15 protein-coding genes are annotated in these 13,797 nt (G+C 63.5%); 6 read left to right on the forward strand and 9 right to left on the reverse strand.

The window, feature by feature from the left end:
• Positions 1-58: 58 nt before the first annotated feature.
• The gene (locus AC2T3R_RS05895; protein ID WP_013971347.1) at positions 59-553 is read right to left on the reverse strand and encodes a SprT family zinc-dependent metalloprotease; all 495 of its coding nucleotides are present in this window, start codon (positions 551-553) and stop codon (positions 59-61) included.
• 132 nt (positions 554-685) lie between these two features.
• The gene (locus tag AC2T3R_RS05900; RefSeq protein ID WP_003252385.1) at positions 686-1,285 is read right to left on the reverse strand and encodes a Yip1 family protein; all 600 of its coding nucleotides are present in this window, start codon (positions 1,283-1,285) and stop codon (positions 686-688) included.
• Positions 1,286-1,547: 262 nt separating this feature from the next.
• On the opposite strand from AC2T3R_RS05900, the gene ttcA reads away from it, so the two are divergent.
• Both ttcA and AC2T3R_RS05910 read left to right on the forward strand, forming a co-directional pair.
• The gene (ttcA, locus tag AC2T3R_RS05905; protein ID WP_012270926.1) at positions 1,548-2,372 is read left to right on the forward strand and encodes a tRNA 2-thiocytidine(32) synthetase TtcA; all 825 of its coding nucleotides are present in this window, start codon (positions 1,548-1,550) and stop codon (positions 2,370-2,372) included.
• A 4-nt stretch (positions 2,373-2,376) separates the two neighbouring features.
• Positions 2,377-3,048, forward strand: coding sequence for a DNA-3-methyladenine glycosylase I (locus AC2T3R_RS05910; RefSeq protein ID WP_367245318.1), 672 nt, complete (start codon positions 2,377-2,379; stop codon positions 3,046-3,048).
• Positions 3,049-3,150: 102 nt separating this feature from the next.
• On the opposite strand, the gene AC2T3R_RS05915 is transcribed toward AC2T3R_RS05910, so the two are convergent.
• Genes AC2T3R_RS05915 through arsC form a run of 3 tightly spaced genes read right to left on the reverse strand, consistent with a single transcriptional unit; the run spans position 3,151 to position 4,512 of the window.
• The gene (locus AC2T3R_RS05915; protein WP_015269221.1) at positions 3,151-3,564 is read right to left on the reverse strand and encodes a DUF2069 domain-containing protein; all 414 of its coding nucleotides are present in this window, start codon (positions 3,562-3,564) and stop codon (positions 3,151-3,153) included.
• Positions 3,557-4,162 carry an NAD(P)H:quinone oxidoreductase gene (wrbA, locus tag AC2T3R_RS05920; protein WP_015269222.1) on the reverse strand — a complete coding sequence of 202 codons (606 nt, stop codon included), beginning with the start codon at positions 4,160-4,162 and terminating at the stop codon, positions 3,557-3,559. Before wrbA ends, AC2T3R_RS05915 begins: the two co-directional genes overlap by 8 nt.
• The gene (arsC, locus tag AC2T3R_RS05925) at positions 4,159-4,512 is read right to left on the reverse strand and encodes an arsenate reductase (glutaredoxin) (RefSeq protein WP_137137980.1); all 354 of its coding nucleotides are present in this window, start codon (positions 4,510-4,512) and stop codon (positions 4,159-4,161) included. Before arsC ends, wrbA begins: the two co-directional genes overlap by 4 nt.
• Positions 4,513-4,597: 85 nt before the next feature.
• On the opposite strand from arsC, the gene AC2T3R_RS05930 reads away from it, so the two are divergent.
• Both AC2T3R_RS05930 and AC2T3R_RS05935 read left to right on the forward strand, forming a co-directional pair.
• Positions 4,598-5,062: a TlpA disulfide reductase family protein gene (locus tag AC2T3R_RS05930; RefSeq protein WP_015269224.1), complete on the forward strand. Its 465-nt coding sequence runs from the start codon at positions 4,598-4,600 to the stop codon at positions 5,060-5,062.
• Between the two features lie 194 nt (positions 5,063-5,256).
• Positions 5,257-6,315 (forward strand): IS110 family RNA-guided transposase, encoded by a 1,059-nt coding sequence (locus AC2T3R_RS05935; protein ID WP_085665802.1) that lies wholly within the window; start codon positions 5,257-5,259, stop codon positions 6,313-6,315.
• Between the two features lie 302 nt (positions 6,316-6,617).
• On the opposite strand, the gene AC2T3R_RS05940 is transcribed toward AC2T3R_RS05935, so the two are convergent.
• The 4 genes from AC2T3R_RS05940 to AC2T3R_RS05955 form a co-directional block, all read right to left on the reverse strand.
• The gene (locus tag AC2T3R_RS05940) at positions 6,618-7,022 is read right to left on the reverse strand and encodes an META domain-containing protein (RefSeq protein ID WP_004375489.1); all 405 of its coding nucleotides are present in this window, start codon (positions 7,020-7,022) and stop codon (positions 6,618-6,620) included.
• Entirely contained in the window at positions 7,019-7,456 is a 438-nt protein-coding gene (locus AC2T3R_RS05945) for a hypothetical protein (protein WP_004375491.1), read from the reverse strand. Before AC2T3R_RS05945 ends, AC2T3R_RS05940 begins: the two co-directional genes overlap by 4 nt.
• Positions 7,457-7,487: 31 nt before the next feature.
• Positions 7,488-8,477 (reverse strand): 2-hydroxyacid dehydrogenase, encoded by a 990-nt coding sequence (locus AC2T3R_RS05950; protein ID WP_410951279.1) that lies wholly within the window; start codon positions 8,475-8,477, stop codon positions 7,488-7,490.
• A gap of 153 nt (positions 8,478-8,630) precedes the next feature.
• On the reverse strand, positions 8,631-11,387 hold the full coding sequence (locus AC2T3R_RS05955) for a response regulator (protein ID WP_061551297.1): 2,757 nt from the start codon (positions 11,385-11,387) through the stop codon (positions 8,631-8,633).
• 193 nt (positions 11,388-11,580) lie between these two features.
• Here AC2T3R_RS05955 and AC2T3R_RS05960 point away from each other — a divergent pair, with 193 nt between their 5' ends.
• Positions 11,581-12,300: a response regulator transcription factor gene (locus tag AC2T3R_RS05960; RefSeq protein ID WP_367245320.1), complete on the forward strand. Its 720-nt coding sequence runs from the start codon at positions 11,581-11,583 to the stop codon at positions 12,298-12,300.
• A gap of 3 nt (positions 12,301-12,303) precedes the next feature.
• Positions 12,304-13,695 (forward strand): histidine kinase sensor domain-containing protein, encoded by a 1,392-nt coding sequence (locus AC2T3R_RS05965; protein WP_486744772.1) that lies wholly within the window; start codon positions 12,304-12,306, stop codon positions 13,693-13,695.
• The last annotated feature ends 102 nt before the right edge of the window (positions 13,696-13,797 follow it).

The raw sequence follows: 13,797 nt of genomic DNA on the forward strand, positions 1-13,797 counted from the left end.
TGGTACCCCTGTGGGAGCGGGCAAGCCCGCGAAGAGGCCGGAACAGGCAATACACAATCTATTCGACGCGCGTCTCGCCGCTATACACCAATATCTCCCGACACCGCTTGCACAGGTAGCGCCGCCCTTGGCGCACCAGCTTGTGCCGCTGCGCGGTAAACGGGAAGTCGCTCTGCGGGCAGGGGCAGCGGTAGATGTAGCGGGTCACCACGCGCCTTTGCACTTCGTAGTTGTGGCAACGGTTGGGCGGCAGTTCATACACCCCGCGCATGATCAGCTGCCACTCTTCGCCATGGGCCTGGATGCGGTCGCCGAACAGATGGTGTGCCACCAGGTGCGCCACCTCATGGGCCACGGTCTGGCGCAGGAAGTCTTCCTGGTTTTCGCGGTAAAGCTGCAGGTTGAAGCGCAGCAGGTTCTCGTGCAGGTGGGCGACGCCGGCTTTTTGCCCGCGCAGCTTGAAGCTGATTTCCGGGCGTGGGAAGGGGCGTTTGAAGAAGGTTTCAGCTTGCTGGTAACAGGTTTCGACGCGTTGTCTGAGCAGCTCGGGCATGGCGGGGTGGTTCTCCTGACCGGACATTATGCCGCAACCCCGGGCAACCTGCCGAGCCACCGGTCAGCGCACAGCCAGAGGCCGCCTTGCGGCGGCCCCAGGTTTGATGCCCCAGTGTTGGTCGAGTCTGTTCTAGTTGGTGTAGACGGGCCCCACGCCCAGTCCCCAGATGATCACCGTGGCGGCCATGATCGCCACCAGTACCACAAGGCCTACCGCCAGCACCGAGCTGGAGAACAGGAAGCCTTCGTCGGAGGGTATGTTCATGAACGTCGGCAAACCGACGTACAACAGGTACACCGTGTAGCAGATGGCGGCCGTGCCGATCAGCATGCCCAGCCACAGGTGCGGGTACAGCGCAGCCAGGCCGCCGATGAACAACGGTGTGGCGGTGTAGGTGGCAAAGGCGATGCACTGTGCCATGGACGGGTTGGCATCGTAGGTGCGGGCCATCCAGTGGATGAACGCCCCCATTACCGCCACCCCGGCAAGCATCGCCAGGTACGACATGATGCTCATCCAGATGGCGCTTTCCATGGTCAGCATCACCGCTGGCCGGTCGCCGATCACCCAGCCGACCTGGGTGGTACCGATGAACGCCGAAACGGCGGGGATCGCAGCCAGGATCAGGGTGTGCGTCAGGTACATGTGGCTGATGGTTTCTTCTTCGCCACGAATTTCCCGCCATTCCTGGTCGGGATGGGTAAACAGCCCCACAACGTGATGAATCATGCCGATCACTCCTCTCAATGTTGCCAAACGCCCCCCAGATGGAGCGCAAGCGGCCCTAGGCCCGAACACCGAAGCAAGCGGTAATGTGGCCTTATGTCGCAGTATAGGAAGCCGTTACCCGCATAAACCGTGCTTTTTAGAGCAAATTGCGCTGTAAGGCGCGCTGTTGATTACAATGAAGTCTTTATCGGAATGCCTACAGCGCCGCCGCGTTTGTGCGTAAAATAGCCGGCTTTTGTCACACCTCGCGGATCCAAGCGCTATGGGCACCCTCTCGGTCAACCAGAACAAACTGCAAAAACGCCTGCGTCGTCTCGCCGGCGAAGCCATCACCGACTACAACATGATCGAGGATGGCGACAAGGTCATGGTCTGCCTGTCCGGCGGCAAGGACAGCTACACCATGCTCGACGTTCTGTTGCACCTGCAGAAGGTTGCACCGATCAAGTTCGAGATCGTCGCGGTGAACATGGACCAGAAGCAGCCGGGGTTCCCCGAGCATGTGCTGCCGGCCTACCTGAAGGAACTGGGCGTCGAGTACCACATTGTCGAGAAGGACACCTATTCGGTGGTCAAGGAGCTTGTCCCCGAGGGCAAGACCACCTGCTCGCTGTGTTCGCGCCTGCGCCGTGGCACCCTGTACACCTTTGCCGACGAAATCGGCGCGACCAAGATGGCGCTGGGGCACCACCGCGACGATATCGTCGAAACCTTCTTCCTCAACATGTTCTTCAACGGTGCGCTCAAGGGCATGCCGCCGAAGCTGCGCGCCGACGATGGCCGCAACGTGGTGATCCGCCCGCTGGCCTACTGCAGCGAAAAGGATATCCAGGCCTACTCGGACATGAAGGAATTCCCGATCATCCCGTGCAACCTGTGCGGTTCGCAGGAAAACCTGCAGCGCCAGGTGGTCAAGGACATGCTGGTGGAGTGGGAGCGCAAGCACCCGGGGCGTACCGAGAGCATCTTCCGTGCCCTGCAGAACGTGGCACCGTCGCAGTTGGCCGACCGCAACCTGTTCGACTTCACCAGCCTGAAGATCGACGAGAATGCCACTCCGCGTTTCCTTGACGTGCTGAACATCTGAGCCCATGCGCGATTACCAGTGGTTGTACGAGTACTGCCTGAACCGCTTCGGCTCGGCCCAGGCCCTGGAGGCCTTCCTGCCGCAGCCGCGCACACCGGCGCAACTGCGTGATATCAGCGACGACCGCTACCTTTCGACCTTGGCCCTGCGCGTGTTCCGCGCCGGGCTCAAGCACAGCCTGGTGGATGCCAAGTGGCCGGCGTTCGAGCAGGTGTTCTTCGGCTTCGCCCCGGAGAAGGTGGTATTGATGGGCGCCGAGCACCTCGAGCGGCTGATGCACGACGAGCGCATCATTCGCCACCTGGGCAAGCTCAAGAGCGTGCCGCGCAATGCGCAGATGGTTCTTGACGTGGCCAAGGAGAAGGGCAGTTTCGGCGCCTTCATCGCCGACTGGCCGGTGACCGACATCGTCGGTTTGTGGAAATACCTGGCCAAGCAAGGCAACCAGCTGGGCGGGTTGTCGGCACCGCGCTTCCTGCGAATGGTTGGCAAGGACACGTTCATCCCTACCGATGACATGGCTGCGGCGTTGATTGCGCAGAAGGTGGTCGACAAGCCGCCGACCAGCCAGCGGGACCTGGCCTTGGTGCAGCAGGCGTTCAACCAGTGGCATGCGGAGAGTGGGCGGCCGCTGTGCCAGTTGTCGGTGATGCTGGCGCATACCGTCAACCATTGAGAGTTGTGTTGGCCCCTTCGCGAGCATGCCCGCTCCCACAGGTACAGCGCCGACCTCAAGTGTGGCGCGAACCCTGTGGGAGCGGGCAAGCCCGCGAAGAATCTAACTGCCTTCGCCCGCCATGCGCCGCTCATGCTGGAATTTCCAGCGCACATACAGCAGCCCGGCAATGAACAGCCCCAGGCTCACCAGTACTTCAACCCAGCCAAATACCGCCCGCGCCGGGTCGAACGCCGCCAGCACGCCCTTGATGAAATAGATATTCACCACGAAGCAGGTCCAGGCATGTGCCCGGGCGCTGCCTGTCAGCATGCCCGGCAGCAACAGCAGCAACGGCACCAGTTCGATCGCCAGGATCACCTCGACCCGCGCCCCGTGCAGGTTGGCGAACCACAGGTTGTTCGCCACCAGCAGGGCGATCAGGCCGAAGAAGAATGCCAGGCTCAGCGCCCGCGTCAGGCGCAGGCGAGGCGCCAGCCACTCAAGCGGCGGCAATACCTTGGGCTTCTTAGCCACGTGCAGCCTCCAGGGCCTTTGCAGTGGTCGCCAGGCGTTGGCCAAGGGCGCGGCACAGGGCTATCTCGTGCTGGTCGAGCTCGCGCTTGCCATCGGCGCCAGCATGATGGCTGGCGCCATACGGGGTGCCGCCGCCACGGGTTTCGAGCAATGCCGATTCGCTGTACGGCAGGCCCATCACCAGCATGCCGTGGTGCATCAGCGGCAGCATCATCGACAGCAGAGTGGTTTCCTGCCCGCCGTGCAGGCTGGCGGTAGAGGTGAACACGCCTGCCGGCTTGCCGACCAGTTCACCGCCCAGCCACAGGCTGCTGGTGCCATCCAGGAAGTACTTGAGCGGCGCCGCCATGTTGCCGAAGCGGGTCGGGCTGCCCAGTACCAGGCCGGCGCAGTGGCGCAGGTCGTCCAGGGTGGCGTACAGCGCACCGTTGGCCGGGATGTCCGGGGCCACTGCTTCGCACTCGGTGGAAATCGCCGGTACCGTGCGCAGGCGGGCTTCCATGCCGGCCAGCTCGATGCCGCGGGCGATGTGCCGGGCCATCTCGCTGGTCGACCCATGGCGGCTGTAATACAGCACCAGGATGTAGGGCTCGCTCACGGCAGGATCTCCAGTACTTTCTCGGGTGGCCGGCCGACCACGGCCTTGTCGCCAGCGATGAAGATCGGCCGCTCGATCAGCTTGGGGTGCCGGGCCATGGCGTCGATCAGTTGCGCGTCGGTAAGCGACGGGTCGGCCAGGTTCAGCTCCTTGTACTCGTCCTCGCCGGTACGCAGCAGCTGGCGCGGGGCGATGCCCAGCTTGCCGAGCAGAGCCGTCAGGGTGGCCGCGTCGGGCGGGGTCTCGAGGTAGCGCACGATTGTCGGCGCCAGGCCGCGAGCTTCGAGCAGTTCCAGGGCGCCGCGGGATTTCGAGCAGCGCGGGTTATGATAGAGCGTGAGGTCGGTCATGTCGGGTCGCATCCAGCAGGGTGTGGCGGCTATTCTAACCGCAGCGACTGACCAATTTGCTTTAAAACTCGAGAAGGATTGACCCATGGCAAGGCGTCTGGCAGCAGTACTGGCCATCACCGCGAGCCTGTTGCTCGGTGGTTGCGGTGCCGATTATGGCGTGGACCAACACGGTAATACGGTTAAGGCCGAACAGATCGACGGGCACTGGCTGGTGCTCAACTACTGGGCCGAATGGTGCGGGCCGTGCCGTACCGAAATCCCTGAACTGAACGCGGCAGCCAAGCAGTGGGCGGCCGATGGTATCAAGGTGGTGGGGGTGAACTTCGATGGCTTGCAAGGGCAGGAGCTGAAGCAGGCTGCCGAAACCCTGGGCATCGCTTTCACCGTATTGGCGCAGGACCCGGCCGAGCGCTATGACCTGCCACGTAGCGAGGCATTGCCGGTGACCTACATCATCGATGACAAGGGCAAGGTGCGGGAGCAACTTATGGGCGAGCAGACCCTGGAAGGGCTGCAGGCCAAGATCAAGGCGCTGAAGGGCGCCTGATGCATTTTGGGGCTGCTTTGCAGCCCATCGCGACACAAGGCCGCTCCTACAGGAGATCGCATCCCATGTAATCGATGGACTCGCCCCCGCCGAGGCATCACAGTGCCACGGTGGCGTTCTAAGAAGCCAACGGCAGCGAGGGCGAGACCATGAAAAAGCATAGTTCCAAGCAAGGTTCCCTGTCGTCCACTGATGTGGAGCTTTGCACAACCATCTGTGTAGACCTGGCCAAGCAGGTCTTTCAGTTAGCAGGCGAGGATGCTACCGGTCGGGTGATCTACGAAGATCGCATCAAATCCCGTCAGGCCTTTCATGATTTCCTGCTCAGGTTGCCAGCGACAGTGACCGTCTTGATGGAGTGCGGCCCAGGTGCACAAGCCTGGGCAAGGCTGCTGCAGGCCAAAGGTAATGCGGTTCGCATCCTGCCTGCGCAACGAGTCGCCGAACACCGCAGCGGCGCGAAGAACGACCGTAACGACACCCATGCCATTTTGCGCGCCGGTCGCGATACCAGTATTGCCTCGATATCGATCAAGAGCACCACAGCACTGGCTATTCAAGCACTGCACCGTATCCGCCGCGGCAACATCAAGCGGCATACCGCGCTGGGTAACCAGATACGTGGTTTGCTGCTTGAGCATGGCGTATCCATGCCACAGGGCGACGCTGCGATTGGTAAGCATGTGCCGCGGTCTCTTGAGGATGCCTCTTTACCTTTGCCCGACCTATTGCGTGAGTTGCTCGATGAGCTGTTGACGGACTGGCTGTCTCTGGGTGAACGCATTGCGGGGCTCAGTAGACGGCTCGAAGCGACAGCCCGGGAGGATAAAGTCGCACAGCGACTGGTCACCATTCGTGGCGTAGGCCCTATCATCGCCACGGCGATCGTGGCGAAACAGACCGAGCCCAGCCGCTTCGCCAGTGGCCGAATGTATTCCGCCTTCTTCGGTATCGTGCCCGATCAGCACAGCAGTGGAAACAAAGTCAGATTGGGCAGGATGAGCAAGCGAGGTGACGGCTACATACGTAGCCTGATGATCCAGGGCGCACATGCTGTCTTGAGTCAGCTAAGGCCTGATTCCGATCAGCCAGACGATCGCCGCCTCTTGCGCTGGCTATCCCGCCTTGGGCGCAAGGAAGCGGCGATCAGACTGGCTAATCGAAATCTGCGCATTATCTGGGCCCTGTTACAGAACGACCAGGTTTATCAACACAAACCGAACAGCAACCCGGAGGCTGCCATGAGCCTCTGACCAACCGAGTAATGCCACCGGGGCGCTAAGCGCTCCAACCCCTGCTAGTGAACATTGACCCCTGGTAAGACCGTCGCAGACTGATGCCTCCGCTCCTACAGGCCCGATGCAGTGGCCTCAATGTAAACGGCACGCTGCGAGCTCACCACGATGTCGGCCAGAAGCAAAAAGCTTCCTCGAACAGGCCTGATACATAGATGCAACCGGGTTCCTATGTTCAAAAGCAGCTAGACAGTGTGGGCGAGTCCATACATAGGAGCGGCCTTGTGCCGCGATGGGCCGCAAAGCGGCCCCGGCAATATTCAGCCTTCCTCAGGCCAGAAGCGCAGTGGCTTGCCTTCGGCCGGCCAGAAACGCATCTGCTCGATAGGCGACACATCCCAGCGCTGCACTGTTTCCAGCGCCTGCAGGAAGCGCTTTTCCTGCTCCATCAACGCCGGCGCGCAGAGCTTGCGGGTCTTGCCGACCTTGCCGAAGCTGAGGTGCTCGCCGTCCAGTGTGTATGGCGCGAACCAGTGGTTGCAGCCGCCATTGCCATAGGCACGGCCATCGCTGGCCAAGGTCAGGGTCAGGTGGCTGTAGTCGATCAGCGGCCGTTCGCCAATCCACTCCAGCACATAGCTGCGCTCCTGCTGCAGCTTGGAAGGTTCTGCGGCGCAGCCGAGCAGGCCGGTGGCAATCAGCACGCCGGTCAGCAGATTTTTCACTCGGCGCTCTCCTGGCAACGCGGGCACAGGTGTTTTTCGCCACGGCTGGCCCAGCCCAGCTCGGCAACGCGCGCGCTGGCGGCAGGCTGGCGGGCTTTCTTGCCCAGCTTGGCGTCCACCGCGAACTCGAAGTCCAGCACGGCGTCGCAGCTGTCGCACGCGACCTGCCAGGTGAGGATTTCCAGCTCGTTGAACACCGGGCCGCTGGCCACGGCAACCCACTGGCCGCGCGGGTTGATCAGGTGGCGCACGCTCTCCACTGTCAGGCGCATGGACAAGTCCTTGCTGCCCTTGAGGGTGACCAGCAGGGTGTCGCCTTTGTGCATCGAGCCGCCGTTGCCGGTGACCTGGTAGCGGCCCGGCACCAGGGCGCGGCACTCGATCAGGGTATGTTGCGGGTTGAAAAGGGTGTAGCGGAAATCGTGCTCGACCATGGGTCCTCCAGAAATGCCGCGTATCCTAGCACTAACCCATCACCAGATTCTGTGGATTGCCTGCCGCCCAGCGGTTGATGTTGTCCAGCGTGGTCGCGGCGATGGCATCCAGTGCCTCGCGGGTAAGGAACGCCTGGTGGGCAGTGATGATCACGTTGGGGAAGGTCAGCAGACGGGCCAGCACGTCGTCCTGCAGCGGCAGGTCGGAGCGGTCCTCGAAGAACAGCTGGGCTTCTTCTTCGTATACGTCCAGGCCGAGGTAGCCGAGCTGACCGCTCTTCAGTGCGTCGATCAGCGCCGGGGTGTCGACCAGCGCGCCGCGGCCGGTGTTGATCAGCATGGCGCCGGGCTGCAGCTGGGCCAGGCTTTGTGCATTGATCAGGTGCCGGGTGTGCTCGGTCAGCGGGCAGTGCAGGCTGATGACGCGGGCTTCGCGCAGCAACTCGGGCAATGGCAGGTAGCGCGCGCCCAAGGCCAGCAACTCGGGGTTGGGGTAGGGGTCATAAGCCAGTAACTGGCAGCCGAAACCAGCCATGATGCGAGCAAAGGCTGTGCCGATCTGGCCGGTACCGACCACGCCGACGGTCTTGCCGTGCAGGTCGAAGCCGGTCAGCCCATGCAGGGTGAAGTCACCCTCGCGGGTGCGGTTGTAGGCCCGGTGCAGGCGCCGGTTCAGGGCCAGGATCAGCGCCACGGCGTGTTCGGCCACGGCGTGCGGCGAGTAGGCCGGCACTCGCACTACGGTCAGGCCCAGGCGCTGGGCGGCGGCCAGGTCGACATGGTTGTAGCCGGCCGAGCGCAGGGCGACCAGGCGCGTGCCGCCTGCGGCCAGGCGCTGCAGCACCTGGGCGTCGAGCTCGTCATTGATGAAGGCGCAGACCACCTCGTAGCCATTGGCCAGGGTAGCGGTGTCGAGGGTCAGGCGGGCGGGCTGGAAGTGCAGGTCCAGTGTGGTGCCGCTGGCGGCACGGGTGAAGCTTTCCTGGTCGTAGTGCTGGCTGCTGAACAACAGGGCGCGCATGGTGGGTTCCTTTTCCAGTGCAGGAGGTACAGCATACCTTGAATATGGCGCGGGCCACTGTGGGAGCGGGCGTGCCCGCGAAGAAGACTTCGCGGTGGATGGCACGGGCTTCGCCCATGTTCGCGGGCACGCCCGCTCCCACAGGGAACTGTGTCAGGCGCTCAATCTGGCCTGCGCCGCCAGGCGGTTGATCGCCGCATCCAGTTCGTCCAGTGCCAGTTGTGCCAGCGGGTTTTCCTGCTTGAGCAAGGTTTCGCTGCGCTGGCACGCGGCCCGCAACTGCGGGACGCCGCAATAACGTGAGGCGCCGTTCAGGCGGTGCACCTGTTCGATCAGGCGGTTGCGGTCGTCGGCCTCGCGGGCGGCGCGTATGGCTTCGCGGTCGGCTTCCAGCGAGCCCAGCAGCATGCTCAGCATATCGGCCGCCAGGTCCGCTTTGCCGGCGGCCAGGCGCAGGCCTTCCTCAGGGTCCAGCACCTTCAGGTCATCACCGTTGGCCAGTTGCTCGGCCAGGCGTTCCTGCTCTGGCGCACCCAGGCTCAGGCCGGTCCATTTCATTACCACCTGGGCCAGCTGCCGTTCGCTGATTGGCTTGGTCAGGTAGTCGTCCATGCCTCCATGCAGCAACGCGCGTTTCTCGTTGGCCATGGCGTGGGCGGTGAGGGCGACGATCGGCAACGGGTCGCCGCTTTGGGTGTTTTCCCACAGGCGGATCTGCTCGGTGCAGGCGCGGCCGTCCATGCCGGGCATCTGCACGTCCATCAGCACCAGGTCGAACGGTTCGTTCTGTACCGCCTGTACTGCCGCATAGCCGTTGTCGACGGCCAGCACCTCGGCGCCCAGGTCTTCGAGCAGGGTCTGCACCAGCAGTAGGTTGGCGGGGTTGTCGTCGACGCAGAGGATCTTCGGCTGGCGCTGGCCGTTGATGCTGTTCACCTCGCCCTGCGGGCGGCGCGGTTGCACCAGTTCCAGCAACAGGCGGCGCAGTTTGCGCGTGCAGGTCGGCTTGGACAGCAACTGGCCATGGCCGTTGGGAAGGTACGGGTGGTACAGCGCCTGCTCGGTGGTCGGGCACAGCACCACGCACTGGCAATGGTAGCGCTCGAGCTGCTGATGGTAATGGCCCAGCTGCTCGGGCGACAGGTTGCCAAGGTTGGCCCCGAGCACGGCGAACTCGAACGGCAGGCCGGCCTGGCTGGCGGCTTGCACGCCCTGCAGCAGTTGGTCGAAGGAGGCGAACAGGCTGACGCTGAGGCCGCAGTCTTCCAGCTGGTGCTCCAACGCCTGGCGCGCCAGTTCGTGGCCATCGACGATGGCTGCGCGGCGGCCCAGCAGCGGTTGCAGCGGCAGCTCCTCGACACCATCGTGGGCCTTGGGCAGGTTGAGGCTGATCCAGAACTGCGAACCCTCGCCCGGTGTGCTGTCGACGCCGATTTCGCCGCCCATCTGCTCGATCAGGCGCTTGGAAATCACCAGCCCCAGGCCGGTGCCGCCAGGCTGGCGGGCCAGCGAGTTGTCGGCCTGGCTGAAGGCCTGGAACAGCGTACGCACATCCTGCGGCGACAAGCCGATGCCGGTGTCCTGCACGCTGATGCGCAGCTGCGCACTGTCCTCGTGCTCATCTTCGAGCATGGCGCGTACGACGATGGTGCCCTCGCGGGTGAACTTGATTGCGTTGCTGACCAGGTTGGTAAGGATCTGCTTGAGCCGCAACGGGTCGCCGATCAGCGACGACGGGGTATCGCGGTAGATCAGGCTGAGCAGTTCCAGCTGCTTGGCGTGGGCGGCCGGGGCGAGGATGGTCAGGGTGTCCTGGATCAGGTCGCGCAGGTTGAAGGGGATGCTGTCGAGCACCAGCTTGCCGGCCTCGATCTTGGAGAAGTCGAGGATCTCGTTGATGATCCCGAGCAGGTTGTCGGCAGACTTCTCGATGGTGCTCAGGTAGTCGAGCTGGCGCGGTGTCAGCTCGCTTTTTTGCAGCAGGTGGGTGAAACCGAGGATGCCGTTGAGCGGGGTGCGGATTTCGTGGCTCATGTTGGCCAGGAATTCCGACTTGATGCGGCTGGCCTCCAAGGCTTCCTTGCGCGCCATGTCCAGCTCGATGTTCTGGATCTCGATGGTTTCCAGGTTCTGGCGTACGTCCTCGGTGGCCTGGTCGATGCTGTGCTGCAGCTCTTCGTGGGCGTTGTGCAAGGTTTCGGCCATACGGTTGATGCCGCGCGCCAGCTCGTCAAGCTCGTGGCTGCCCATGGCCGGCAGGCGCTCCTCGAGGTGGCCGTCCTTGAGCTGGTTGACCGCATGCTTGATGCGCTTGATCGGGTCGTTGATGGTGCGGCTCATGCGCAGTGCCAGCAGGCCGCTGAGCACCAGGCAGGCGAGAATCAGCAACAGGCTGGTGAACAGGTTGCGGTAGCCGCGCAGCAGGGTGCCGTCGTGGGACAGCTCGATCTCGACCCAGCCCAGCAGGCGTTCGGCTTCGGTCGGCACGGCATCGGTGGCCAGGTCGCGGTGGTGGCCGAACACTGGCATCAGATAGCGGGTGGCGTCATTGCCGCTGCGTTGCAGCAGCTGGGTGCCGGTGCCGCCGCTGGGCGGCTGGTTTAGCATGCTCGGGCCGGCATGTGCCAGGCGCGTGCGGTCCGGGGCCAGGAAGGCGACTGCGCGCACATCGGCCTGCTCCAGTGTTTGTGCGGCAATGCGCTCAAGTTGTGCCGGTGCCAGCTTAGCCATGGCAGGCGCGGCCAACGGCGCCAGTTGCTCGGCGATCATCTTGCCGCGTTGCAGCAGCTGGGTGCGCAGGTCGTTCTGTTGCAGCCAGGTGAAGTAGCTACCCAGCACCAATGCCATCAGGCCGGCCGGCAGCAGGGCCAGCAGCAGGACCCGGCTGCGAATTCCCAAGCGATCGAGCACACTCGCCTCCTGTCATGTGCCTGGACACCGTCAAGCGATGACGGCCAAGCCGGGAAGTTACTCCGCCTGCCGTGCTATTGCACCTCTTTAGTACGTGTTTTGTGCCCTTGCAGCGGCATTGGTCGCAGGGCGGTTGCCTGGCAGGCGCTGGATACTCAATAATCACGCAATTGAGAATGCATGGCAGTTGCCAATGAATCCTGTAGCTATTCACAACTCCAATATCCTCGCCATCGAGGATGATCCGGTCCTCGGTGCCTATCTGCACGAAGAGCTGCAGCGCGGCGGCTTCCAGGTGACCTGGTGCCGCAATGGCCTGGAGGGCCTTGAAACGGCGGGACGCCATGCTTTCGACGTGGTCCTCATGGACATCCTGCTGCCCGGGCTAAACGGCCTGGATGCCCTGGCGCAGTTGCGCAAGCGCAGCGCCACGCCGGTGATCCTGATGTCGGCGCTAGGGGCCGAAGCCGACCGCATCAGCGGCTTCCAGCGTGGTGCCGACGACTACCTGCCCAAGCCGTTCAGCATGGCAGAGCTGCGGGTGCGCATCGAGGCTATCCTGCGCCGTGTGGCCCTCGAGCGGCGCCATCAAGCCCCGCAGGTGCAGGAAGGCGGTGGCGAGTTGCAATATGACGAGGCGCTGTGCGACGTGCGCCTGGATGGCCGCCTGGCCGGCCTGACACCCAGCGAATACCGCCTGCTCGACATTCTCAACCGCAACCTCGACGAAGTCCTGAGCAAGCCGTTCCTTTACCAGCAAGTGCTACAGCGAGGCTATTCGCGGCATGACCGCAGCCTGGACATGCACGTCAGCCAGATACGCCGCAAGCTCAAGGGCATCGGCTATCACGAACGGCAGATCCGTACCGTGTGGGGCAAGGGCTACGTGCTCAGCGCCAGCGAGGCGGAGTAACCCATGCTCGACCGCCATTCGCTGTTCTGGAAGCTGGCGATCCTGCTGGTGGGCTTCTGCCTGCTGATGATCGGCCTCAGTTACACCTGGGGCCGGCACATGGAGACCCAGAACGCCTTCCTTTCGGAGCCGGCGCGGCAGGCTTTGCGTGGCTATGCCGCCGAGGCCGAGCAGGCATGGCGCAGTGGTGGGCGGGCAGGGCTGGACCGCTGGGTGGCGACGATGCACCAGCGCGAACGCGGCTGGGTCGGCGTGCTCGACCTGAACCTGCGGCCGCTCGACAGCGCCAGCCTCGACCCGCAGATCATGCAGCGGTTGACCCGCCTGCGCGGTGTCGACTGGCCGATGAGCCGGCGCAGCGTCGACCAGCCGTGGTTGCGCATACCGTTCCCGGGGGCACCGGAGCAGGGCATGTTGGTGATCGAACTGCCGCAGCGCTTCAACCCCGGCCAGTACCGGATGCTGTGGCGTATCATCACCAACGGCATCATCCCGGGTCTGTTCACCCTGCTGTTGTGCGTTGGCCTTTATCGCATGCTGATCGTGCCGTTGAACCAATTGCGCGAGCAGGCCAATGCCTGGCGCGCCGACCAGTTGTCGGCTCGCCTCGACTCACGCACCATCGCCCGGCATGACGAGCTGGGTGAACTGGCCCGTGCCTTCGACCAGATGGCCGAGCGGCTGCAGGGCACGGTAGCCATGCAGCAGCAGTTGCTGCGTGATCTGTCTCACGAAATGCGTACGCCACTCAGCCGGCTGCGGGTGGCCTGCGATGGTGAAACCGACCTGCAGCGCCTGCGTGAACGCCTGACACGGGAGGTGGACTGCATGCAGCAGCTGGTCGAGGATACCCTGCAACTGGCCTGGCAGGACGCCGAACGTGCGCCGATGAACCTTGAGCCGATCGAGGTGCAGGCGCTGTGGGAGCTGCTGGCCGAGAATGCCAGTTACGAAAGCGGCTGGGCACCGGCGCGGCTGCGCTGCGAAGTGCCGGCGGACTGCTGGGTGCAGGGCAACCTGAACTACCTGGCCCAGGCGCTGGAGAACATGTTGCGCAATGCCATTCGTCACTCGCCGGCCGAGGGTGTGGTGCGCCTCGGTGGGCAGCGTGAAGGCGGGTATTGGCGGTTGTGGCTGGAAGACGAAGGCGGTGGCGTGGCTGAAGAAGACCTGGAGCGGATCTTTGCACCGTTCTCACGGCTGGACGGTTCGCGGCCCGGGGATGGTGGTTTCGGCCTGGGGCTGAGCATCGCCCGCAGTGCCATCCAGCGTCAGGGTGGCACCTTGTGGGCGCAGAATGGCAAGCATGGGCTGCGGCTGTGGATGAGATTGCCGTTACATGTGCCGGCCCCTTCGCGGGCACGCCCGGTCCCACAGGTACAGCATTTATCTTGAGTGCAGCGCAATCCCTGTGGGAGCGGGCGTGCCCGCGAAGAGGCCGGTACAGGCTATCGATATAGCTTGTAGCTATATTCATCACAGATTGCGTGATATGGC

Source organism: Pseudomonas sp. PVC-5-1, from assembly GCF_057444345.1.